The sequence below is a fragment of the Edwardsiella piscicida genome, assembly GCF_021733145.1.
Taxonomy (GTDB): domain Bacteria; phylum Pseudomonadota; class Gammaproteobacteria; order Enterobacterales; family Enterobacteriaceae; genus Edwardsiella; species Edwardsiella piscicida.
Genome location: NZ_CP090968.1, coordinates 3,497,786 through 3,519,814, shown reverse-complemented (window position 1 = coordinate 3,519,814; position 22,029 = coordinate 3,497,786). Strand labels below are relative to the sequence as shown.

The window sequence follows — 22,029 nt, the reverse complement described above, 5'->3', positions numbered from 1 at the left end:
AGCCTCCGTTACACCTTTTCCACGTTAACCAGGAACGCCTTGAACTCCGGCGTCTGCGTATTGGCATCGCCGACAAACGGCGTCAGCGTGTTGGCCAAGAAGCCGGGACGCGCCACGCCCAGGTAACCCCAGTGGATCGGGATCCCGATGGTATCGACCGCCTTACCGTTGACCTGCAGGGTGCGGATGCGCTTGGTCACTACCGCCTTGGCCTTGATATAGCCGCGGTTGGAGCTGACCTTCACCGTATCCCCGTTGGCAATGCCCTTGCTGTTGGCCAGCCGCTCACCGATTTCGACGAACTGCTCCGGCTGGATGATCGCATTCAACAGCGCATGCTTGGTCCAGTAGTGGAAGTGTTCGGTCAGACGGTACGTGGTGCCGACGTAGGGGAACTGCTCCGCCTTGCCCATCTGCGCCAGATCGTCTTTAAAGACGCGCGCCGCCGGGTTGGAGACCACGTTGGGGTGCAGCGGGTTGGTGCCCAGCGGCGTTTCGAACGGCTCATAGTGCTCCGGGAACGGGCCTTCGGCCATCTTGTCGATGGCGAACAGGCGCCCCATTCCCTCTGGCTGCATGATGAACGGCCCGACGCCGCTGTTGGGCGGGGCATTGCTGTAGTCCGGGATATCGATGCCGACCCACTTGGCGCCGTCCCAGTGCAGCAGTTCGCGCTTGGGATCCCAGGGTTTCCCTGACGGATCCGCCGACGCGCGGTTATACAGGATGCGGCGGTTCAGCGGCCAGGCCCAGGCCCAGCCCAGGGTATTGCCCAGGCCGGAGGGGTCGCTGTTGTCGCGGCGCGCCATCTGGTTGCCCTCTTCGGTCCAGCTACCGGCGAAGATCCAGCAGCCGCTGGCGGTGCTGCCGTCGTCGCGCAGCTGAGCGAAGGAGCTGAGCTGCTGTCCCTTCTTGACGATCACGGCGCCGCTGACCGGATCGGTCAGATCGGCCAACGCCCGGCCATTGTTCTCGCGGGCCACCTCTTCCGGATGCGGGTTTTCCGGCGTCAGGTAGTCCCAGGACATGTTGAGCACCGCCTCCGGCAGCGCGCCGCCCTCTTTGGCGTACATCTCGCGCAGACGCAGGAAGATCCCGGAGAGGATCTCGCCGTCGTTACGGGCGATCCCCGGCGCATCGGCGCCTTTCCAGTGCCACTGCAGCCAGCGTCCGGAGTTGACGATGGAGCCGTTCTCTTCGGCGAAGCAGGTGGAGGGCAGGCGGAAGACCTCGGTCTGGATCGTGGTCGGATCGACCGCGTTCAGCTCGCCGTGGTTCTGCCAGAAGCAGGCGGTTTCCGTATTCAGCGGATCGATGGTCACCAGGAACTTCAGCTTGGACAGACAGTCGACCACCTTGTTCTTGTTCGGGAACGAGGCGACCGGGTTAAAGCCCTGACAGATATAGCCGTTGACCTTCCCCTGCGACATCATCTCAAAGTACTGCAGGACGTCGTAGCCTTTGTCCCACTTGGGCAGCCAGTCAAATCCCCAGCTGTTTTGCGCCTGCGCCTTATCGCCATAGAAGGACTTCATTAGGCTAACGAAGAACTTGGGCGTATTGCCCCAATAGTTGACCTGGCCGGGCAGGGTCGGTTTCGGGGTGGTGGCGGCCAGGTAGCTGGCCAGGTCGGTCTGCTGCTCTGACGGCAGGCTCATATAGCCCGGCAGACTGGTCGACAGCAGCCCCAGATCCGTCAGCCCCTGGATGTTAGAGTGGCCGCGCAGCGCGTTGACGCCGCCGCCGGCCATCCCCATGTTGCCCAGCAGCAGCTGGATCATCGCCATGGTGCGGATGTTCTGGGCGCCGACCGTATGCTGGGTCCAGCCCAGGGCGTACAGGAAAGAGGTGGTCTTATCCGGCGCGCTGGTCTCCGCGATGTATTCACAGACCTTCAGGAAGTCGGCGCGCGGGGTGCCGCACAGGTTTTCGACCACCTCTGGGGTATAGCGTGATACGTGGGTTCGCAGCAGATTCCATACGCAGCGCGGATCCTGCAGGGTATCGTCGCGTTTGGCAAAGCCCTGATCGTCCAACTGGTAGTTCCAACTGCGCTTATCGTAACGGCGTTTGTCCGCGTCGTAGCCGCTGAACAGGCCATCTTCAAAGGTAAAGTCCTCCCGCACCAGCAGGCTGGCGTTGGTGTAGTTCTTCACATATTCGGCGTTGATCTGGTTGTTATCGATCAGGTACAGCAGCACACCGGAGAGGAAGGCGATATCGGTGCCCGAGCGGATCGGGGTATAGAAATCGGCCACCGCGGCGGTGCGGGTAAAGCGTGGATCGATCACGATCAGCTTGGCGTTGTTATGGATTTTGGCCTCCATCGCCCAGCGGAAACCGACCGGGTGGGCCTCGGCGGCGTTACCGCCCATCACCACGATCAGGTTAGCGTTCTTGATGTCGACCCAGTGGTTGGTCATGGCACCGCGACCAAATGTTGGAGCAAGACTTGCTACCGTTGGTCCGTGTCAGACACGTGCTTGGTTATCGACTGCCAGCATCCCCAGCGCCCGGCTAAACTTTTGGGTCAGATAGCCGGTTTCGTTGCTGGACGCCGAGGCGCATAGCATCCCGGTGCTCAGCCAGCGGTTGACGGTGACGCCCTGGGCGTTGGTGGCGATGAAGTTGGCATCGCGGTCCTGCTTGATCAGGCGGGCGATGCGGGTAAAGGCCTCATCCCAGCTGAGGCGCTGCCAGACGTTGGAGCCCGGCGCGCGGTATTCTGGGTACTGCAGTCGGGATTCGCTGTGGATAAAATCGATGAGACCGGCGCCCTTCGGACACAGCGCGCCGCGGTTTACCGGATGATCCGGGTCCCCTTCGATATGAAAAATACTCTCCTTTGCGTTTTTGGCACCATCCCCCAGGCTGTACATCAACAGCCCACAGCCAACGGAACAGTATGTACAGGTGTTACGGGTTTCTTTCGCGCGCAGTAGCTTGTACTGCCGGGTTTGCGCCAAAGCCAGCGACGGGGCGAAGCCCAGCACCGCTGCCGTTGTTCCTGCCATACCGCCAGCGCAGATCCTGAAGAATTGTCTTCTGCTGACTTGCATGGATTGCTCCTCAAATAGCCACATTGTTTGTTGAAATACCCCGGCGGGCCCGATGCTGCCGGTGTGTTTCCTTTTCATTGTTTGTTATTGCGTGTCGCTTTTTTGGGTATTATTTCCCTACTCGCAGTGTACCATGAAAGTATATTAAAATGTTAATGAGAGGTTTTAAAACAGGGTGCCTTTTGATAGGGAAATGCGCTGTTTTTAGCTTCTTTTTTCCATTTTTGTTATGTGATTCAAATTACTGAGTTGCCCTTTCGGTCGAACTGCGCTACGCGGCGGTCATGTCGGTGAAAATTGATCGTCATGGATATAGCGGCCGGTGAGAGGCGATGGGTTTTTCCCTTACCGGTCAATTTGATGGGAATAGCACGTGAATAAGAGAGCGTCTCTACTGCCGCAGCGCGTGTGCGGCGCGACGACCGTTCCGGTCTGGCCACGCACCGAACCGAGCGAGCCGCGGCCTGACTGGGTCGCCAACGAGGTTCCGGTCGCCCTGGTCTATAACGGTATTTCCCACGTAGTGATGATGGCGTCGCCGAAAGAGCTAGAGGCGTTTGCCCTGGGTTTCTCCCTGTCAGAGGGGATCATCCGTTCGCCGCAGGACATCTACGGCATGGAGGTTCAGACGGCCTGTCATGGGCTGGAGGTTCAGATCGAGCTTTCCAGTCGCTGTTTTATGGCGCTGAAGGCGCGCCGTCGCTCGCTGGCCGGTCGCACCGGGTGCGGCGTGTGCGGGGTTGAACAGATTGGCGATGCGCTGCGTCCGCTGGCGCCGTTGCCGTTTAGCCAGCGTTTCGATCTGGCGACGCTGGACGGCGCGCTGGCGCGCCTGCGCGAGGTGCAGACGATCGGTAACCTGACCGGCTGTACCCACGCCGCCGCGTGGCTTGACGGCGAGGGGGTGCTGCAGGGAGGCTGCGAGGACGTCGGGCGTCATGTGGCGTTGGATAAGCTGCTGGGCCTGCGTGCCCGCCAGCCCGGGTGGCAGGCCGGTGCGGCGCTGGTATCCAGCCGCGCCAGCTATGAAATGGTACAGAAGGCGGCGATGTGCGGGGTGGAGATCCTGTTCGCCGTCTCCGCGGCCACCACCCTGGCCATTGAGGTGGCTGAGCGCTGCAACCTGACGCTGGTGGGGTTCTGCCGTCCCGGGAAGGGGACGATTTTTACCCATCCTCAGCGCCTGCTCGCCGTGTGAGTTACGCCCGTCTGTGCCGCCGCATGCGGCGGTTTTCTCCGCTGCCGTTGCCCGCTATAGTGGTGGGCGGCAAATCCTTTTCCCCTCATCTGGAGCTATCGTCATGCGCTATCCCGAAGTCTACGTTGGTCGCTGTGCACCTTTTATCGGCGGTAAAAGCAGCGCCATCGTTAAACGTCAGATGACCGATGCCCTGACGCTGCTGCATCTGGGGCTAGCGGGGGATGAACAGGCGGAGTCGCGGATACACGGCGGCGCCGATCGGGCGCTGTGCCACTATCCGTGCGAGCACTATGACTACTGGCGTCAGGCGTATCCGCAGCAGGCGGAGCGTTTTGAGGCCGCGGTCTTCGGTGAAAACCTGTCGACTCTCGGGATGGATGAGGCGTCGGTCTTTATCGGCGATATTTATCGCTGGGGCGAGGCGCTGATTCAGGTGACTCAGCCGCGTTCTCCCTGCTACAAGCTGAATCAGATGATGGAGATAGGCGATCTCTCCCTGCACATGCAGCAAAGTGGCCGCTGCGGCTGGCTGTACCGGGTCGTGGCGGAGGGGCGCGTCGGCGATCGCTGCCCGCTGGAGCTGGTGTCGCGCAACGGTGATATCAGCGTGGCGCAGTGTATCGCCATTGTTTTCCACATGCCGTTCGATGAAGCGGAGTACCGCCGCTTGCTGGCCTGCGCCGGGCTTTCCGCCAGCTGGTGCAAGACATTGCAGAATCGCCTACTGCACGGGCGTATTGAAGAGATGAACCGGCGTTTGTACGGGCGGGGGTAGCGCCGGTCCCGCGCAAGGCGGGCCGGCGGCGGAGTCAGAGATACAGGGAGCGGACGATCAGAAAGTGTCCGACGAAGTAGCCGAAGGCGATGAGCGCGCCGGCGGCGCGGAAGTGGGTGCGGAAGCGGTCGATAAGCCAGACGGTGTTGGCCAGCAGCAGCAGCCAGGCGCCGAGCAGCAGAGAAAATCCCTGATCGTCACCGCGGGCGAAGTACTGGGCCCCGGCGATCCACACCATCACCAGCATCATCGCCACATAGGTGACCACGGGCCAGCGCAGGGTCTCCAGGGGGCCCCAGATGATGGCCAGCAGCACCACGCCGATGGCCAGCAGGATCAGCAGCGGCGGCCAGTACAGAGCCAGGGTCATGGCGCTGGCAAAGCTGATGGTATACAGCAGCTGGGAGAGAAACAGCGCGCCGATGGCATACAGCATCCGTTCACGCGGCAGCAGCAGCAGGGCATCCGCCGCCAGGGTCGCCAGCAGGCCTAGCAGAATGAAATAGCCGCCGGGCCCCAGATGCGGCGCGTTCCAGCCCAGCATCAGCAACAGCAGCAGGGTCAGGGGCTTAAATAGCCAGCGCTGCCAGCTCGGACCACGGTAACTGGCGTCGACGTACAGCCAGCCGGAAAATAGAACCGCCAGAAATGCCCAACTCATGCAGCCTCCTACTCAGGGTGTGGGGATCGGCGCCGCGCGCCGAAGAGTCCATGGTCTGAGTGTAGGGGATGGCGTCGGGAGCGACAATGGTTTCCCGCTGCCGATGTAAAGGCGAGGGTCCCTATGTTAGGCTGTGGGCGCGCCCGTCGGGCGATCGTGTTAAATGTCTTAACGGAGGAGTCGACGCAGCACCATGTCCAGTCAGCCGCTATACCGTATCCAGTTCATGAATAACGGAAAAAATTATCAGCTGTACGTGCGGGAAATCATACAGAGTCCGCTGTTTGGCTTTATTGAGATCGCGGATTTCGTCTTTGACAGCCACGGCTCGCTGCTGGTCGATCCGAGCGAAGAGAAGCTGAAAAGCGAGTTCGCCGGGGTGACGCGCAGCTACATCCCGATTCAGGCGGTGATCCGTATCGACGCCGTGACCGAGCGCGGCAGCGCCCGTATCTCCGATCTGGCGGATAACGTGGCGGTATTTCCGCTGTTTAACGGGAAGAAGCCCTGATGAGTCGCCCGCCGCTGTTTTTTATCATCGTGGTGGTCGCGATCGCGTTGCTGGCGACCCAGCGCTTTGTTCAGCAGCGGCGCCAGCATGCCGCTAACGATGCCGCGCCGCCGCAGAGCCTGCGGGCGACGCTGACGGAGAAGCGCGCGCTGCCGTCGCCGCTGCGTTCGCGCCAGCGGGAGGAGATCGTCGCTGAAACGGTACGTTATTCGCTCCAGTTTACGCCGCTGGGGGGAGGGGAGCCGCGGCGTTTTACCCTGCCTGAGCGTGACTGTGCGACGCTGACGCCTGGGATGCGGGGGACGCTGCGTGTGCAGGGCACCCGTTTCGTCGCTTTCTCCCCGGATGCGGCTTAAGTGACGCGCCGGCGTGTGTCCCGCAGAGTCTCGGGACACCGCCCTTATTTCTTCGGGCGCGGCGGCTGCTTCTTTTGCCAGGCGAGCAGCTCAAATACGCCGAACAGAAAGATGCGCAGCTCCAGCCAAAAGCCGAGCTTGCGCTGCTCCAGCGGTAGGGTGCTCTTCAGCATGGTGACCTGCAGGCCGTGCATCAGCACCATAAAGACCATCGCCACGTTGACGAAGATATTCAGCGGGCGCGGAAACGCGTGCAGTAGGTTGGCCAGCATGAATCCCCACACGCCCAGCATCAGCAGGCGGCCAATATTAATCCACATGGTTGTCTCCCTCGTGTTGCGCCGTCGCCTGGCGTCGGTACAGCCGATAGGCGACCTGTCCGGCGACCTTTTCACGCTGTAGCGCCCAGCTGGCTGGAATGGGCAGGGCAGGGCCGTCGACCTCACTCTCGACATAAATCCAGGCGTCCGCCGCCAGCCAGCCGTTCTGCTCCAGCAGCGTCAGCGTGTCGTTCAGCAGCCCCTGGCGGAAGGGGGGATCGAGAAACACCACCTGATACGGCGTTCCCGGCTGCGCCAGAAAGCGCAGCGTATCGGTGTGGATCACCTCAATCTGGGGACAGTTGAGCAGGGCCGCGTTTTTACGCAGTCCCGCCGCGACCTGCCGATCGGACTCCAGCAGGGTCGCGCGCGCCGCGTAGCGCGAGACGGCCTCAAACCCCAAGGCGCCGCTGCCGGCGAAGGCATCCAGACACTGGGTATCGTGCAGGATCGGCGCTAGCCAGTTGAACAGGGTTTCCCGAACCCGGTCGGTGGTGGGGCGGAGTCCCGGGCTGTCCGGCACCGGCAGTTTGCGGCCGCGCCACTGTCCGGCGATGATGCGGATCTGGCCGCAGGGTTGTGCGTGAGGTTTTTTTGCCATGTAATCTGTTAGTGTCGTTGGGGAAACAGTGAGCGGCGTCAGACGGATGTCCGTCCTACGGCTCGCCCGCCATCGGAGCCGGCGGCAGAGCGGATGCGTGCGCGGCGCAGGCCGTGCCATACTGTTTAATGGTCCGCTTCGCCGCTTTCGCTAGGCGCGCTGGCCAAAGATGCCGCCTGCGGCGCTCTTGGGCGCAGGCGAAACACAGCCTAATCCTTTATTGATTGAAATGCCACCCGAAACCCGGTTACATCCATGTTGCGAGCGATGGTTAAGTGATAAACTCAATCCTTGATATTTTTTAAACCGAATTGATGTCTCTCGTCGCGCGGCTTTGCCCGCGCCAGCTAACGGCGGGAGTTCGCTTATAGCCTTGATTTGAGGCGGGAGTAGAGTCGTAAGATGGCAAAAGATAAGAAACGTGGATTTTTCTCCTGGCTGGGATTTGGCCGACAGCAGGAAGATCAGCCCCAAGAGCACTCCCCGGCGCAGTCGCAGGAGCACGCGCCCGAGCCGGCCGCCGATCCCGCGTCAGTTCCCGAACCTTGCGCAGAGATAGCCCCCGTCGAAACGCCGGCGCTTGACATTGCGCCCGCCGTGACGACGCTTGCTGCAGAGCAGGCAGAGCAGGCAGAGCAGGCAGAGCAGGCAGAGCAGGCAGAGCAGGCAGAGCAGGCAGAGCAGGCAGAGCAGGCAGAGCAGGCAGAGCAGGCAGAGCAGGCAGAGCAGGCAGAGCAGGCAGAGCAGGCAGAGCAGGCAGAGCAGGCAGAGCAGGCAGAGCAGGCAGAGCAGGCAGAGCAGGCAGAGCAGGCAGAGCAGGCAGAGCAGGCAGAGCAGGCAGAGCAGGCAGAGCAGGCAGAGCAGGCAGAGCAGGCAGAGCAGGCAGAGCAGGCAGAGCAGGCAGAGCAGGCAGAGCAGGCAGAGCAGGCAGAGCAGGCAGAGCAGGCAGAGCAGGCAGAGCAGGCAGAGCAGGCAGAGCAGGCAGAGCAGGCAGAGCAGGCAGAGCAGGCAGAGCAGGCAGAGCAGGCAGAGCAGGCAGAGCAGGCAGAGCAGGCAGAGCAGGCAGAGCAGGCAGAGCAGGCAGAGCAGGCAGAGCAGGCAGAGCAGATGGCGCAGGAGATCATCGTCGCCCGCGCGGCCGCCATGGCGACCGCGGCGCTGGATGTCTCCCTGGAACCCGCCGAGGAGACGGCGGTAGCGACGCCGGCGGCGCCTATCGTGGATCTGGCCGAGGTCGCGCGTTCGCAGGAGACCGCCGACCTGCAGGATATCGATGCGGAAGAAGAGGCATCGCCCGCGCCGGTCAGCGTGCGTGAACAGGAGAAGCCGGTGAAGGAGGGCTTCTTTGCCCGCCTGAAGCGTAGCCTGGTCAAGACGCGTCAAAATCTGGGATCCGGCTTCTTTGGCCTATTCCGCGGCAAAAAAATCGATGACGATCTGTTCGATGAGCTGGAAGAGCAGCTTATCGTGGCCGACGTCGGCGTGGAGACCACGCGCAAGATCATCGACTCGCTGACCGCTCACGCCAGCCGCAAAGAGCTGAAAGATGCCGAAGCGCTGTACGGTAAGCTGAAAGAAGAGATGGGCGAAATCCTGCAGAAGGTGGATGCGCCGCTGGATATCAGCGGGCATCAGCCCTTCGTTATTTTAATGGTTGGCGTTAACGGCGTGGGTAAAACGACCACCATCGGCAAGCTGGCTCGTCAGTTCCAGGCGCAGGGGAAATCGGTGATGCTGGCGGCGGGCGACACCTTCCGCGCGGCGGCGGTGGAGCAGCTGCAGGTCTGGGGCGAACGTAACCATATTCCGGTGATTGCCCAGCACACCGGCGCCGATTCGGCCTCGGTGATTTTCGACGCGATCCAGGCGGCGAAGGCGCGTAAAGTGGACGTTCTGATCGCCGATACGGCCGGGCGTCTGCAGAATAAATCGCACCTGATGGAAGAGCTGAAGAAAATCGTGCGGGTGATGAAGAAACTGGATGAGCAGGCGCCCCACGAGGTGATGCTGACCATTGACGCCAGCACCGGACAGAACGCCGTCAGCCAGGCACGCCTGTTCAACGAGGCCGTAGGGCTGACCGGTATTACCCTGACCAAGCTGGACGGCACCGCCAAGGGCGGGGTGATCTTCTCCGTCGCCGATCAGTTTGGTATCCCGATTCGCTATATCGGCGTCGGGGAAGGCATTGAGGATTTGCGTCCCTTTAAGGCTGATGATTTTATTGAGGCACTTTTTGCCCGAGAGGATTAAAACGGATGATTCGCTTCGAACAGGTCAGTAAAGCGTATCTGGGCGGGCGTCAGGCCCTGCAGGGGGTGGATTTTCACCTGCGGCAGGGCGAAATGGCGTTTTTGACCGGCCACTCCGGGGCGGGGAAGAGTACCCTGCTAAAGCTGATTTGCGGTATTGAGCGCCCGAGCGCCGGGCATATCTGGTTTGGCGGTCACGATATCAGTCGGTTGAAGAGCCGCGAAGTGCCGTTTTTACGCCGCCAGATCGGGATGATCTTCCAGGATCATCACCTCCTGCTCGATCGCACCGTGTATGACAACGTAGCGATGCCACTGATCATCGCCGGCGCCAGCAGCGAAGACATTCGTCGTCGGGTGTCGGCGGCGCTGGACAAGGTCGGCCTGCTGGATAAAGCGAAGAACTTCCCCATCCAGCTGTCCGGCGGTGAGCAGCAGCGCGTCGGGATTGCCCGCGCGGTGGTGAACAAGCCGGCGGTGCTGCTGGCTGACGAGCCGACCGGTAACCTGGATGAGGCGCTGTCCGAAGGCATTCTGCGCCTGTTTGAAGAGTTTAACCGCGTCGGGGTCACGGTGTTGATGGCGACCCATGATATGACGCTGATCGCTCGGCGTCGCTACCGTATCCTGACGCTCAGTCAGGGGCGCATGGCTGGAGGGGTGCAGCATGAGCAATAAACCCAATGCCCGGACGCGCCGCCCGGACAAGAGCAAGGCCCTGCGCGGCGGCTGGCGTGAACAGTGGCGCTATGCCTGGGTCAATACCCTGGCAGATATGCTGCGTCAGCCGCTGGCGACGCTGCTGACGGTGATGGTGATCGCGATCTCGCTGACCCTGCCGAGCGTGTGCTACCTGGTCTATAAGAACGTCAGTGAGGCCGCGACCCAGTGGTATCCCACGCCGCAGCTAACGGTGTATCTGGACAAGGCGCTGGATGACGACGCCGCCAGTCAGGTGATCGCGACCCTCAAGCAGCAGGACGGCGTGGCCAAGGTCAACTACCTGTCGCGTGAAGAGGCGCTGGGCGAGTTCCGCAACTGGTCTGGCTTCGGCGGCGCGCTGGATATGCTGGAGGAGAACCCTCTGCCGGCGGTGGCGATCATTACGCCGAAGCTGAGCTTTGAGAGCAGCGCAACCCTGAACACCCTGCGCGATCGCGTAGCGGCGGTGAAAGGGGTGGATGAGGTGCGCATGGATGACAGCTGGTTTGCCCGCCTGGCGGCGCTGACTGGGCTGGTCGGCCAGGTGGCCGGAATGATCGGGGTGCTGATGGTGGTCGCCGTATTCCTGGTGATCGGCAACAGCGTCCGTCTGAATATTTTTAGCCGCCGCGATACCATCAATGTGATGAAGCTTATCGGCGCGACCGATGGCTTTATTCTGCGGCCGTTTCTCAACGGCGGCGCGCTGCTGGGGTTCTGCGGCGCCCTGCTGTCGCTGATCCTGTCCCAGACTATGGTCTGGCAGCTGGACAGCGCGGTCGCGCGGGTGGCCTCGGTATTTGGCACCACCTTTACCCTGCACGGTCTCAGCTGGGATGAGTGTCTGCTGCTGCTGCTGGTCGCGACCATGATCGGCTGGATCGCTGCCTGGCTGGCGACTGTTCAGCATTTACGCCGTTTTACGCCGCAGTAACACGACGTCATATCGCCTTATGCTATACTCTCTCCCCGTTGAGTCCGAGACGGGGGGAGAGCCAGCGGCCTGACCCAAACTTGGTTTCCCGCCTGATATGGTTTTATTCCTCCCTCGGTGCGCCGAAGCGGCGTATGCTTCTGTGAAGTCACTGTTGCAGATTTGTGCAATAATATCCGCTATAATAGTGAACTTGTGGGATGACTCACGGTCAAATTATGCAGAATCGTGCTAACTTTCGTTGTTTGGCCCTTTTGCCCGGCCGGAAGCTGTAGTGCACGGACTGTTATCGTATTGAGAGGGTTTGATGACCAAAGAAATGCAAACTTTAACCTTGGTTCCCCAGGGCAGTCTGGAGGCCTACGTGCGGGCTGCCAACGCCTATCCGATGCTGACGGCAGAGGAAGAGCGGGCGCTGGGGGAACGGCTGCATTACAAGGGAGACCTGGATGCCGCCAAACAGCTGATCCTGTCACACCTGCGCTTTGTGGTTCATGTCGCCCGTAACTACGCCGGCTACGGACTGCCGCAGGCAGACCTGATCCAGGAAGGTAATATCGGCCTGATGAAGGCCGTGCGCCGCTTTAACCCCGAGATGGGGGTGCGCCTGGTATCCTTTGCCGTGCACTGGATCAAAGCCGAGATCCATGAATATGTGCTGCGCAACTGGCGTATCGTTAAGGTCGCGACCACGAAAGCTCAGCGTAAGCTGTTCTTTAACCTGCGTAAAACCAAGCAGCGTCTGGGCTGGTTTAATCAGGACGAGGTCGAGCTGGTAGCCCGAGAGCTGGGCGTGAGCGAGAAAGACGTGCTGGAAATGGAGTCGCGCATGGCCGCTCAGGACATGGCGTTCGACCTGCCCGGTGATGACGAGCAGGAGGGCGCGCCGACGGCGCCGGTGCTGTTCCTGCAGGATAAGTCCTCCGACTTTGCCAATGAGATCGAGGATGACAACTGGGAAAGCCACGCCGCAGATAAGCTGAGCGTCGCCCTGGAAGGGCTGGACGAGCGTAGTCAGCACATCATTCGCGCCCGTTGGCTGGACAGCGACAATAAGGCCACTCTGCAAGAGTTGGCCGATCGCTATGGCGTTTCCGCAGAGCGCGTGCGTCAGCTGGAAAAAAATGCCATGAAGAAGCTGCGTGCGGCGATAGAAGCCTGAGCGCGGTAACGGCAGGATAAAGGGCGATGCGATGGCATCGCCTTTTTTGTGTCCGCACGTCGGCGTCGCCGCGCCGGGCGTACGGATGGAGGATGTATGGACGGCAGCGATCTCAGCGAAGCCGTGGCCCGACAGATCGTTCATCGGGCGATGGAGATTATCGGCCATTCGGTCAACGTAATGGATGCCCACGGGGTGATCATCGCCTCTGGCGATACGGCCCGCCTGCATCAGCGTCATGAGGGGGCGGTGCTGGCGCTGGCAGAAAATCGCCTTATCGAAATCGATGAGGCGGCGGCCCGTCAGCTGCGCGGCGTGCGCCCCGGGATCAATTTACCAATCACGTTCCGTCGCCGTCTGGTCGGCGTGGTGGGGATCTCCGGTGCGCCGGGCGAGGTGCGGGCCTATGGCGAGCTGGTGCGTATGGCGGCGGAGCTGATTCTGGAGCAGGCGGCGCTGCTGGAGCAGAGCCAGTGGGAGAAACGCTATCGCGAGACCCTGGTACAGCAGCTGATCGCCGACGAGCGCGATGAGGTCCAGCTGGCGGCGACGGCGGCCTATCTGGGCGTTGACGTCGCTCAGCCGCGAATTGCGCTGCTGTTTACGCTGCAGGATGCCCACCATGAGACGCTGCGCGCTCTGCTGGAGGCCCTGACGGCGCAGTACCGCGAGGCGCTGATCGGGGTACAGGGCTTTGGCCAGCTGGTGATGCTGCTGCCCTGCGGCGACGGCGCGGTGGAGAGCCCGGCGCTGCGCCGGACGGTGCGCCAGCTGACTCGCGGCATCGCGGCGCGTTTCGCGCTGCATATCTATGTCGGGGGAGCATTCTCCGGCGCCGGCGCCGTCTGTCGTTCCTACCGCAGCGCGCAGGCGCTTCAGGCGCTGGCGCGTCGCCATGCCCTGGCCGGGACGGTGATTTATTATCAGGATCATGTGCTGCCGACGCTGCTGGAGCATCTGGCCGGCAGCTGGCAGGCGGATGAGCTGGGGCAGGCGTGGCTGCGGCTACAGCGTCAGGATAGTCGCGGGGTGCTGTGTCGGACCCTGAGGACATTTTTTGCTCAGAACTGTGAGCTGTCTCAAACCTCAAAACTGCTGCATATTCACGTCAATACCCTGCGCTATCGTCTGCAGCGGATATCTGATATTACTAATTTAAATATCAATCAGTTACAGAGCATCATCCAGCTTTATCTCGGTATGCAGCTCCACGGCTAATTTGGTGTTTCCTACAAAAACAGCGCCGCCCCACGGCGCGTTTTCTGTCCGTTTCCCCCAAGCTTTTCCCCGCATATTTTTCATAATGGCTCGGCATCGATGCGATCCCGCCCGGCGGGAGAGCACTGAGTACCCTTTGCCGCCCTCGGCGGCCATACCGATAAAAATAACAAGAGGAGTCATTCTATGGTGACCGTATCCGCAACGGGGGCGCTTGTCGCACTAATCGTTGCCATCGTTTTGATTTTACGCAAGGTTCCGCCAGCCTACGGTATGATTGCCGGCGCGTTGGTCGGGGGATTGGTCGGCGGGGCCGATCTGGTGCAGACCATCGCTCTGATGATCGGCGGGGCGCAGGGAATCACCAGCGCAGTGCTGCGTATTCTCGGCGCGGGGATCCTGGCCGGGGTACTGATTGAGTCCGGCGCCGCCAGCGCCCTCGCCGAGACGATCGTACGCCGCGTCGGCGAGGGACGGGCGCTGCTGGCGCTGGCGGTGGCCACGCTGCTGCTGACCGCCGTCGGCGTCTTTGTCGATGTGGCGGTGATCACCGTTTCGCCGATTGCGCTGGCTATCGCTCACCGAGCCGACATCTCTAAAATGGCCATTCTGCTGGCGATGGTCGGCGGCGGCAAGGCGGGAAACGTCATGTCCCCCAACCCCAATACCATCGCCGCGGCGGAGGCGTTCAACGTGCCGCTGACCTCTCTGATGATGGCCGGTATCGTGCCCGGCCTGTTCGGCCTGGCTCTGGCTTACCTGCTGGCGCGGCGCCTGCGCGGGCACGGCAGTAAGGTTCAGGCCCATGAACTGGTGGCCGCCGATCACGTCAGTCAGCCCAGCTTCATGGCCGCGCTGACCGCGCCGCTGGTGGCCATTGTGCTGCTGGCCCTGCGCCCCATCGCGGGCATCGCCATTGACCCCCTGCTGGCCCTGCCGCTGGGGGGGCTGATCGGACTGCTGGCCATGGGGCAGTGGCGTCACGCCAACCGCTACATGGTCTCCGGACTGTCGCGCATGGCGCCGGTCGCGATCATGCTGCTGGGCACCGGTACGCTGGCCGGGATCATCGCCAACTCCGGATTGAAAACGGTGCTGATCGACGGTCTGGGGGCATCCGGTTTGCCCTCTTATCTGTTGGCGCCGGTCTCCGGTGCGCTGATGTCGATGGCCACAGCGTCGACGACGGCGGGCACCGCCGTGGCTTCCGCCGTCTTTAGCGCGACCCTGCTGGAGATGGGGATCACGGCGCTGGCCGGAGCGGCGATGATCCATGCCGGTGCGACCGTGTTTGATCACATGCCGCACGGTAGCTTCTTTCATGCCACCGGCGGCAGCGTCAATATGCAGGTGCATGAGCGCCTGAAGCTTATCCCTTATGAAACTGCGGTCGGTCTGATGATCGCGCTGATTTCCACGCTGATGTTCGGCGTATTCCACCTGGCGGGTTAACGGAGAAGACAGAGTATGAAAGTTGTGATCGCCCCCGATTCGTTTAAAGAGAGCCTGAGCGCGATGCAGGTGGCACAGGCGATTGAGCAGGGGTTTCGTGAGATCTATCCCGATGCCGACTACCTGCTGTTGCCGATGGCGGACGGCGGCGAGGGCACCGTCGATGCCATGGTCGCGGCGACCGGTGGACGGCGCATTGCGCAGACGGTGACTGGCCCGCTTGGGCAGCCGGTGGCGGCCTTTTTTGGCTGGCTGGGCGACGGCGAAACCGCGGTGATCGAGATGGCGGCCGCCTCCGGTTTACATCTGGTGCCGCCCGGGCAGCGCGATCCCTGTGTGACCACCTCTTATGGTACCGGCGAACTGATCCTGGCGGCGCTCGATCGCGGCGCGCGCCGATTGATCCTGGGGATCGGTGGCAGTGCGACCAACGACGGCGGCGCGGGGATGATGCAGGCGCTGGGTGCCAGGCTCAGCGATGCGCAGGGGCGGGCGCTGGCCTACGGCGGCGGCGCCCTGGGTGAGCTGGCGCAGATCGATCTGACGGGGGTCGATGCCCGTCTGGCGCAAACCGATATTCTGGTGGCCTGCGATGTCGATAATCCGCTGTGCGGCCCGCAGGGGGCATCGGCGGTATTCGGCCCGCAGAAAGGGGCTACGCCGGCGCAGGTACACCGGCTGGATGCGGCCCTACATCGCTATGGCACGCTGCTGGAGCAGGTCAGCGGTCGCGCGGTGCTGACGGTGGCGGGAAGCGGCGCGGCCGGTGGCATGGGCGCAGCGCTGTGCGGCCTGCTGAATGCTCGTTTGCGTCCCGGTATTGAGATCGTCACCGAGGCGCTGGATCTGGCGCAGGCGGTACAGGGGGCCAGCCTGGTGATCACCGGCGAGGGGCGTATCGACAGCCAGACCGTACACGGCAAGACGCCGATCGGCGTAGCGCGGGTGGCGAAGGCCGCCGGCGTGCCGGTCATCGCGTTAGCCGGGGGGATGGCGCCCGACTATGGCGTGGTGCATGCCCATGGGCTGGACGCGGTCTTTTCGGTACTGTGCCGCGTTTCCCCCCTGGAAGAGGCGCTGGCACAGGCGCACGATAATCTGCGCGTTACGGCCCGCAACGTTGCGGCGGTTTGGCGCGCCGCGCGCGGTTAACGGCGCCAGCCCTCCGCCCGGCGGCTAAAGCCGCAGGCGCGCATAAAGCCGTCCATGACGGCGTGCTGCGCTGGCGGAATATCGCCAAGCGGCAGCTGCCAGGCGTGAATGTTCGGCAGCTGGCGCAGCGTATCCTCTACCAGGTACAGGCCAACGCCGCGCCGACGGGTGACCTGGCGAACCATCAGATCGCGCAGGGTCGCGATACCGTTATCCTGCGTCACCTTCACGGCGGCCAGCAGGCGATCGTTAAAGCGGGCGACAAACAGCGCGTCGCCGCTGTCCAGCCCGCGCTGCCACATCTGCGGCGTTTGCTGCGGCCAGATTTTTTGCAGATCGCCCAGATCGGCGGCGTTGAGGGTATGCAGACGTTCAATGGTAAGTTTCATGGGCCTTCCATTAGGTGATGGGGGAGCACAGGCGGCGTGCCGCTCATTGTACGGCATTCCCGGCGCGGGCGCAGGGGGGCGCGCGTGATGCCGCCGTCACCCTCTCTCCCGCTGCGCGACCTCTCGTTCTGATGATCGCTCTCGGCGCGGCGCCGGGTGTCACGGTCACGTCATTTTTATTTCATCCCGCGGTTATTTTTCTGTCATACGCACGTGGCATGGTACGCAGCGCAAGCAATATGTTGTTTATCACTCAATTAGTTGCGCGCCTATGAGCGTTTCACCACGGAGAGATGGAATGGTTAACAAGGTAACACTGACGCTGGCCTCGCTGGCCATGACCCTGACGCTGAGCGGCCCGGGATGGGCGGTCACCGAGATCCCGTTCTGGCATTCAATGGATGCCGAGCTGGGCAAAGAGGTGGATAGCCTGGCGGCGCGCTTTAACCAGTCACAGCGTGACTACAGGGTGGTGCCGATCTACAAGGGCGACTACGAGCAGAGCATGGCGGCCGGCATCGCGGCCTTCCGCAGCGGTAAGGCACCGGCGATCCTGCAGGTGTATGAGGTCGGAACGGCGACGATGATGCAGGCGCGTCAGGCGGTGAAGCCGGTTTACCAGGTTTTTCAGGAGGCAGGGATCGCCTTTGATGAAGGGCAGTTTGTGCCGACGGTCGCCGGGTACTATGCCGATGGCGACAATGGGCATCTGCTGTCTCAGCCGTTCAACAGCTCGACGCCGGTGCTCTACTACAATAAAGAGGCCTTCAGAAAGGCGGGGCTGGATCCGCAGGCGCCGCCGCAGACCTGGCAACAGCTGGCGCAGTACGCCGCCACGCTGCGCCAGAGCGGCATGCGCTGTGGCTATGCCACCGGTTGGCAGGGCTGGGTGCAGTTGGAAAACTTCAGCGCCTGGAACGGCCTGCCCTTTGCTTCGGAGAATAACGGCTTCGGCGGTCCGTCCGCGCGCCTGACCTTTAACCAGCCGACGCAGGTGGCCCATATTCAGCGCCTGGCAGATATGCTGAAGCAGGGAGATTTTAGCTACTTCGGGCGTAAGGATGAGCCGACCGCCAAATTCTATAACGGTGACTGCGCGATGGTCACCGCCTCTTCCGGTTCGCTGGCCAATATTCGCCAGTACGCCAAGTTTGACTATGGCGTCGCCTTTATGCCCTACGATGAGCGTATCGGCAGCGCGCCGCAGAATGCCATTATCGGTGGCGCCAGCCTGTGGGTCATGAACGGTAAGAGCCCGCAGACTTACCGCGGCGTCGCCGAGTTTCTCCGCTTTCTCACCCGCCCGGAGAATGCGGCGGAGTGGCATCAAAAGACCGGCTATCTGCCGGTGACGACCGCTGCCTATGAGCTGACGCGACAGCAGGGATTCTACGATCGCAATCCCGGCGCCGATACGGCGACGCGCCAGATGCTGAATAAAGCGCCGCTACCGTTTACTAAAGGCGTACGTCTGGGCAACATGCCGCAGATCCGCACCGTGGTAGACGAGGAGCTAGAGGGGGTCTGGACCGGCAAGCAGAGTGCCCAGCAGGCGCTGGATAACGCCGTGATGCGCGGCGATCGGCTGCTGGCGCGTTTTGAGCAGAGTACCCGTTAGTTCCATGGTGCGTTGGCCATGGCGTCGCCGAGTGCGGCGTCATGGCATGAGGTAGGTTGAAGCAAGATGAACTCCCCGATCCCCGTTTATGGCCGCAGCTGGCTGCCCTATGCGTTAATGGCGCCCCAGCTGGCGATCACCGCGATCTTTTTTCTGTGGCCCGCCGGTGAGGCGCTGTGGTACTCCCTGCAGCAGGTGGACCCCTTTGGTCTGTCCAGCCGCTTTGTTGGGCTGGCGAACTTTGTCCAGCTGCTGGATGACCCCTACTACCTGGCGTCGCTGCGCACCACCCTGTGGTTTAGCGCGCTGGTGACCGTCAGCGGCCTGGTTATTTCGCTGTTTTTTGCCGCACTGGTGAATCAGGTCCTGCGCGGCCGCCGCATTTACCAGACCCTGTTTATCCTGCCCTACGCCGTCGCCCCGACCATTGCGGCGGTGCTGTGGATGTTTTTGTTCAGCCCTGGCATGGGGCTTATCAGCCATGCGTTGGCGAGCATCGGCTATGACTGGAACCACGCCCGCTACAGCGGACAGGCGATGTTTCTGGTGGTGCTGGCCTCAGTATGGAAGCAGGTGAGTTATAACTTTCTGTTTTTTCTGGCTGCATTACAGTCGGTGCCGCGCTCGCTGATCGAGGCAGCGGCCATCGACGGCGCCGGGCCGCTGCGGCGCTTCTGGCATATCGTTCTGCCGCTGATCGCCCCGGTGAGCTTTTTCCTGCTGGTGGTCAATCTGGTCTACGCCTTTTTCGATACCTTTCCCGTCATCGATGCTGCCACCGGCGGCGGGCCGGGACAATCCACCACCACCCTGATTTATAAGATCTACCGCGAAGGATTCGCCGGGCTGGATTTGTCCAGCTCCGCGGCGCAGTCGGTGGTGCTGATGACGATGGTGATCGCACTGACCCTGATCCAGTTTCGCTATGTTGAGCGTAAGGTGCGCTACTGATGATAGAGAACCGTAGAGGGCTGGCGTGGTTCAGCCACCTGATGCTCATTGCCGGGGCGCTGACGATCCTGTTTCCACTGTATGTGGCGCTGGTGACGGCGACCCTGGATCGGGCTCAGGTCTTTCAGTCGCCGATGCCGCTGCTGCCCGGCGGCGAGCTGTGGAATAACATTCGTCACGTCTGGCAGCAGGGGATCGGCAACGGCGCCCCCTTTGGCCGTCAGCTGTTGAACAGCCTGGTGATGGCGCTGGTGATCACCGTGGGCAAGATCAGCGTATCGATGCTGTCGGCCTTCGCCATCGTTTATTTTCGTTTTCCGCTGCGTAACCTGTTTTTTTGGCTGATATTTATTACCCTGATGCTGCCGGTTGAGGTGCGCATTTTCCCGACGGTCGAGGTGATGGCCGGGCTGCAGCTAATGGACAGCTATACCGGGCTGACGCTGCCTCTGATGGCGTCGGCGACCGCTACGTTTTTGTTCCGTCAGTTTTTTATGACGCTGCCGCCGCAGCTGGTTGAGGCGGCGCGCATCGACGGCGCGGGGCCGATGCGCTTTTTCCGCGACGTGCTGTTCCCCCTGTCGCGAACCAACCTGGCGGCGCTGTTTGTGATCACCTTTATCTATGGATGGAATCAATACCTATGGCCGCTGCTGATCGCCAGCGATCCGGGCATGGGGACGGCGATGGTGGGCATTAAAAGCGCCATCGCCAGCGGTGAGGGGGCCACCGAGTGGCAGCGCGTCATGGCGGCGCTGCTGCTGACGCTGCTTCCTCCGCTGGTGGTGGTGTTTACCATGCAGCGCTGGTTTGTGCGCGGCTTGGTCGATAGCGATAAATGATTGGATGAGGAAACGGACGACTCAATGGCGCGTTTAACATTACAGAATGTCAGTAAAAGCTATGATGGACGGCAGACGATCATCAAAGGGATCGATTTGGAGGTGCAGGATGGCGAGTTTATCGTGATGGTCGGCCCCTCCGGCTGCGGTAAGTCCACCCTGCTGCGCATGGTGGCCGGTCTGGAGCAGACCAGCGGCGGCGATATCTATATCGGCGATGAGCGGGTGACCCAGCGGGAGCCTAAAGATCGCGGCGTGGCGATGGTGTTCCAGAACTACGCGCTGTATCCCCATATGACGGTGGCGGACAACATGGGCTACGGCCTGAAGATCCGCGGGCTGGGTAAGCAGCAGATCCGTCGGCGGGTCGAGGAGGTCGCCCAGATCCTTGAGCTGGGCGCGCTGCTGGATCGGCGCCCCGGCGAACTGTCCGGCGGTCAGCGCCAGCGCGTCGCGATGGGGCGGGCGATTGTCCGCGAGCCGGCGGTTTTCCTGTTTGATGAGCCGCTCTCCAACCTGGATGCCAAGCTGCGGGTGCAGATGCGCTTGGAGCTGCAGCAGCTGCATCGGCGGCTGAAGACCACCAGTCTCTATGTCACCCACGATCAGGTGGAGGCGATGACGCTGGCCCAGCGGGTTATCGTGCTCAATAAGGGGGTCGCCGAGCAGATCGGCACCCCGACCGAGATCTATCATCGCCCGGCCAGCCGCTTTGTCGCCGGATTCATGGGGGCTCCGGCGATGAATCTGTTTGACGGCGCGCTGGCGGACGATGGGCAGACCTTTTGTCTAGCGCAGGATCAGCGCATCCGGCTGCAGCGGCCGCTGCCGGCGTTGGCCGGCCGATCGTTGACGCTCGGGATCCGTCCTGAACACCTGCGGTGCGCCAGCGCGACGCAGGGCGAGACGGGGAACGGGCTGACCATCGATACGCTGGAGCTGCTGGGCGCCGACAACCTGGCGCACGGGCGCTGGGGCGGCCAGAGCGTCACCGTGCGTTTACCCTATCAGGCGGTGCCGGCCATCGGCAGCGTATTGCAGCTGGTGCTACCGCAGGATAACCTGCACTTCTTTGAACCTAGCGACGGGCGGCGTATCGCGCCGTCCGCAGAGGAACCATCATCATGAGTCACTGGCCTTATCCGGCCATCGTCGCCCACCGCGGCGGCGGCAAGCTGGCGCCGGAGAATACCCTGGCGGCAATCGACGTGGGGGCCAGCCATGGTCATACCATGATTGAGTTCGATGCGAAGCTGAGCGCTGACGGGCAGATCTTTTTACTGCATGACGACACGCTGGAGCGAACCACCAACGGCTGGGGCGTGGCGGGCGAGCAGTCCTGGGCGCGACTGGTGGGCCTGGATGCCGGGGGCGGCTTCAGTCGTCGCTTTGCCGGCGAGCCGCTGCCGCTGCTGAGCCAGGTCGCCGCGCGCTGTCGGCAGCATGGGATGATGGCCAATATCGAGATCAAGCCTACCCACGGCTGTGATGTCGATACCGGGCGGGCGGTGGCGCTGGCCGCCGCTGACCTGTGGCAGGATGCCGCGGTGCCGCCGCTGCTGTCTTCTTTCTCACAGCCGGCGCTGGCCGAGGCTCAGCGCGTCGCGCCGCAGCTGCCGCGTGGGCTGCTGCTGGAGGCGTGGGATGAGGAGTGGCAGGCGCTAACCCATGCGCTAGGCTGCGTCGCGCTGCATATCGATCACCATGCCCTGAACGCCGAACGCGTGGCGGCGATCCGCCGCGCCGGGCTGCATATCCTGGTGTACACGGTGAATCAGCCGCAGCGGGCGCGTGAACTGCTCGACTGGGGCGTCGACAGCATCTGTACCGATCGCATCGACCTTATCGGCCCTGACTTCGCCAAACGCTGAGG

The 22,029-nt window shown here is 62.3% G+C and carries 21 protein-coding genes; 16 read left to right on the top strand and 5 right to left on the bottom strand.

The window, feature by feature from the left end; all coding sequences use genetic code 11:
- Positions 1 to 8: 8 nt before the first annotated feature.
- The gene (gene fdnG, locus L1P05_RS16050) at positions 9 to 3,059 is read right to left on the bottom strand and encodes a formate dehydrogenase-N subunit alpha (RefSeq protein ID WP_109579853.1); all 3,051 of its coding nucleotides are present in this window, start codon (positions 3,057 to 3,059) and stop codon (positions 9 to 11) included.
- A gap of 373 nt (positions 3,060 to 3,432) precedes the next feature.
- Here fdnG and fdhD point away from each other — a divergent pair, with 373 nt between their 5' ends.
- Both fdhD and yiiM read left to right on the top strand, forming a co-directional pair.
- Entirely contained in the window at positions 3,433 to 4,257 is an 825-nt protein-coding gene (fdhD, locus tag L1P05_RS16045) for a formate dehydrogenase accessory sulfurtransferase FdhD (protein WP_012850133.1), read from the top strand.
- A 103-nt stretch (positions 4,258 to 4,360) separates the two neighbouring features.
- Positions 4,361 to 5,035 (top strand): 6-hydroxyaminopurine reductase, encoded by a 675-nt coding sequence (gene yiiM, locus L1P05_RS16040; protein WP_012850132.1) that lies wholly within the window; start codon positions 4,361 to 4,363, stop codon positions 5,033 to 5,035.
- Between the two features lie 34 nt (positions 5,036 to 5,069).
- Here the strand turns inward: yiiM and L1P05_RS16035 are convergent, their stop codons facing one another.
- The gene (locus L1P05_RS16035; protein WP_012850131.1) at positions 5,070 to 5,696 is read right to left on the bottom strand and encodes a lysoplasmalogenase; all 627 of its coding nucleotides are present in this window, start codon (positions 5,694 to 5,696) and stop codon (positions 5,070 to 5,072) included.
- Between the two features lie 193 nt (positions 5,697 to 5,889).
- On the opposite strand from L1P05_RS16035, the gene L1P05_RS16030 reads away from it, so the two are divergent.
- Positions 5,890 to 6,207, top strand: coding sequence for a DUF1820 family protein (locus L1P05_RS16030; RefSeq protein ID WP_012850130.1), 318 nt, complete (start codon positions 5,890 to 5,892; stop codon positions 6,205 to 6,207).
- Positions 6,207 to 6,563, top strand: coding sequence for a DUF2500 domain-containing protein (locus tag L1P05_RS16025; RefSeq protein WP_012850129.1), 357 nt, complete (start codon positions 6,207 to 6,209; stop codon positions 6,561 to 6,563). Before L1P05_RS16030 ends, L1P05_RS16025 begins: the two co-directional genes overlap by 1 nt.
- Before the next feature lie 44 nt (positions 6,564 to 6,607).
- Here the strand turns inward: L1P05_RS16025 and L1P05_RS16020 are convergent, their stop codons facing one another.
- The gene (locus tag L1P05_RS16020) at positions 6,608 to 6,883 is read right to left on the bottom strand and encodes a DUF1145 family protein (RefSeq protein WP_012850128.1); all 276 of its coding nucleotides are present in this window, start codon (positions 6,881 to 6,883) and stop codon (positions 6,608 to 6,610) included.
- Complete coding sequence (rsmD, locus tag L1P05_RS16015; RefSeq protein WP_012850127.1) at positions 6,873 to 7,484, bottom strand: 16S rRNA (guanine(966)-N(2))-methyltransferase; 612 nt, start codon at positions 7,482 to 7,484, stop codon at positions 6,873 to 6,875. Before rsmD ends, L1P05_RS16020 begins: the two co-directional genes overlap by 11 nt.
- A gap of 402 nt (positions 7,485 to 7,886) precedes the next feature.
- Here rsmD and ftsY point away from each other — a divergent pair, with 402 nt between their 5' ends.
- The 7 genes from ftsY (at position 7,887) to L1P05_RS15980 (ending at position 16,356) form a co-directional block, all read left to right on the top strand.
- Positions 7,887 to 9,737, top strand: coding sequence for a signal recognition particle-docking protein FtsY (ftsY, locus tag L1P05_RS16010; protein WP_236888275.1), 1,851 nt, complete (start codon positions 7,887 to 7,889; stop codon positions 9,735 to 9,737).
- A 5-nt stretch (positions 9,738 to 9,742) separates the two neighbouring features.
- Positions 9,743 to 10,414: a cell division ATP-binding protein FtsE gene (gene ftsE / locus L1P05_RS16005; protein WP_012850125.1), complete on the top strand. Its 672-nt coding sequence runs from the start codon at positions 9,743 to 9,745 to the stop codon at positions 10,412 to 10,414.
- A complete protein-coding gene (gene ftsX / locus L1P05_RS16000; RefSeq protein ID WP_012850124.1) occupies positions 10,404 to 11,372 on the top strand; it encodes a permease-like cell division protein FtsX in 969 nt (322 codons plus the stop codon). The genes ftsE and ftsX overlap by 11 nt, the downstream gene beginning before the upstream one ends.
- Before the next feature lie 307 nt (positions 11,373 to 11,679).
- Positions 11,680 to 12,534 (top strand): RNA polymerase sigma factor RpoH, encoded by an 855-nt coding sequence (rpoH, locus tag L1P05_RS15995; RefSeq protein WP_012850123.1) that lies wholly within the window; start codon positions 11,680 to 11,682, stop codon positions 12,532 to 12,534.
- A 96-nt stretch (positions 12,535 to 12,630) separates the two neighbouring features.
- Complete coding sequence (locus tag L1P05_RS15990) at positions 12,631 to 13,752, top strand: sugar diacid recognition domain-containing protein (protein WP_012850122.1); 1,122 nt, start codon at positions 12,631 to 12,633, stop codon at positions 13,750 to 13,752.
- Positions 13,753 to 13,938: 186 nt separating this feature from the next.
- Complete coding sequence (locus tag L1P05_RS15985) at positions 13,939 to 15,204, top strand: GntP family permease (RefSeq protein WP_012850121.1); 1,266 nt, start codon at positions 13,939 to 13,941, stop codon at positions 15,202 to 15,204.
- 15 nt (positions 15,205 to 15,219) lie between these two features.
- Positions 15,220 to 16,356 (top strand): glycerate kinase, encoded by a 1,137-nt coding sequence (locus L1P05_RS15980; RefSeq protein WP_012850120.1) that lies wholly within the window; start codon positions 15,220 to 15,222, stop codon positions 16,354 to 16,356.
- Here the strand turns inward: L1P05_RS15980 and panM are convergent.
- Positions 16,353 to 16,745: an aspartate 1-decarboxylase autocleavage activator PanM gene (gene panM, locus L1P05_RS15975; protein ID WP_012850119.1), complete on the bottom strand. Its 393-nt coding sequence runs from the start codon at positions 16,743 to 16,745 to the stop codon at positions 16,353 to 16,355. The two genes, L1P05_RS15980 and panM, sit on opposite strands and share 4 nt — an antisense overlap.
- Before the next feature lie 337 nt (positions 16,746 to 17,082).
- On the opposite strand from panM, the gene ugpB reads away from it, so the two are divergent.
- The 5 genes from ugpB to ugpQ all read left to right on the top strand — a co-directional run bounded on the left by ugpB (position 17,083) and on the right by ugpQ (position 22,027).
- Positions 17,083 to 18,363, top strand: a complete 1,281-nt coding sequence (gene ugpB / locus L1P05_RS15970) for a sn-glycerol-3-phosphate ABC transporter substrate-binding protein UgpB (protein WP_417926540.1) — start codon at positions 17,083 to 17,085, stop codon at positions 18,361 to 18,363.
- Positions 18,364 to 18,429: 66 nt separating this feature from the next.
- A complete protein-coding gene (gene ugpA / locus L1P05_RS15965; protein WP_012850117.1) occupies positions 18,430 to 19,314 on the top strand; it encodes a sn-glycerol-3-phosphate ABC transporter permease UgpA in 885 nt (294 codons plus the stop codon).
- Positions 19,314 to 20,156: a sn-glycerol-3-phosphate ABC transporter permease UgpE gene (ugpE, locus tag L1P05_RS15960; RefSeq protein ID WP_012850116.1), complete on the top strand. Its 843-nt coding sequence runs from the start codon at positions 19,314 to 19,316 to the stop codon at positions 20,154 to 20,156. The genes ugpA and ugpE overlap by 1 nt, the downstream gene beginning before the upstream one ends.
- Positions 20,157 to 20,180: 24 nt before the next feature.
- Entirely contained in the window at positions 20,181 to 21,284 is a 1,104-nt protein-coding gene (locus L1P05_RS15955) for a sn-glycerol-3-phosphate import ATP-binding protein UgpC (protein ID WP_012850115.1), read from the top strand.
- On the top strand, positions 21,278 to 22,027 hold the full coding sequence (gene ugpQ, locus L1P05_RS15950) for a glycerophosphodiester phosphodiesterase (RefSeq protein ID WP_172454872.1): 750 nt from the start codon (positions 21,278 to 21,280) through the stop codon (positions 22,025 to 22,027). The genes L1P05_RS15955 and ugpQ overlap by 7 nt, the downstream gene beginning before the upstream one ends.
- The last annotated feature ends 2 nt before the right edge of the window (positions 22,028 to 22,029 follow it).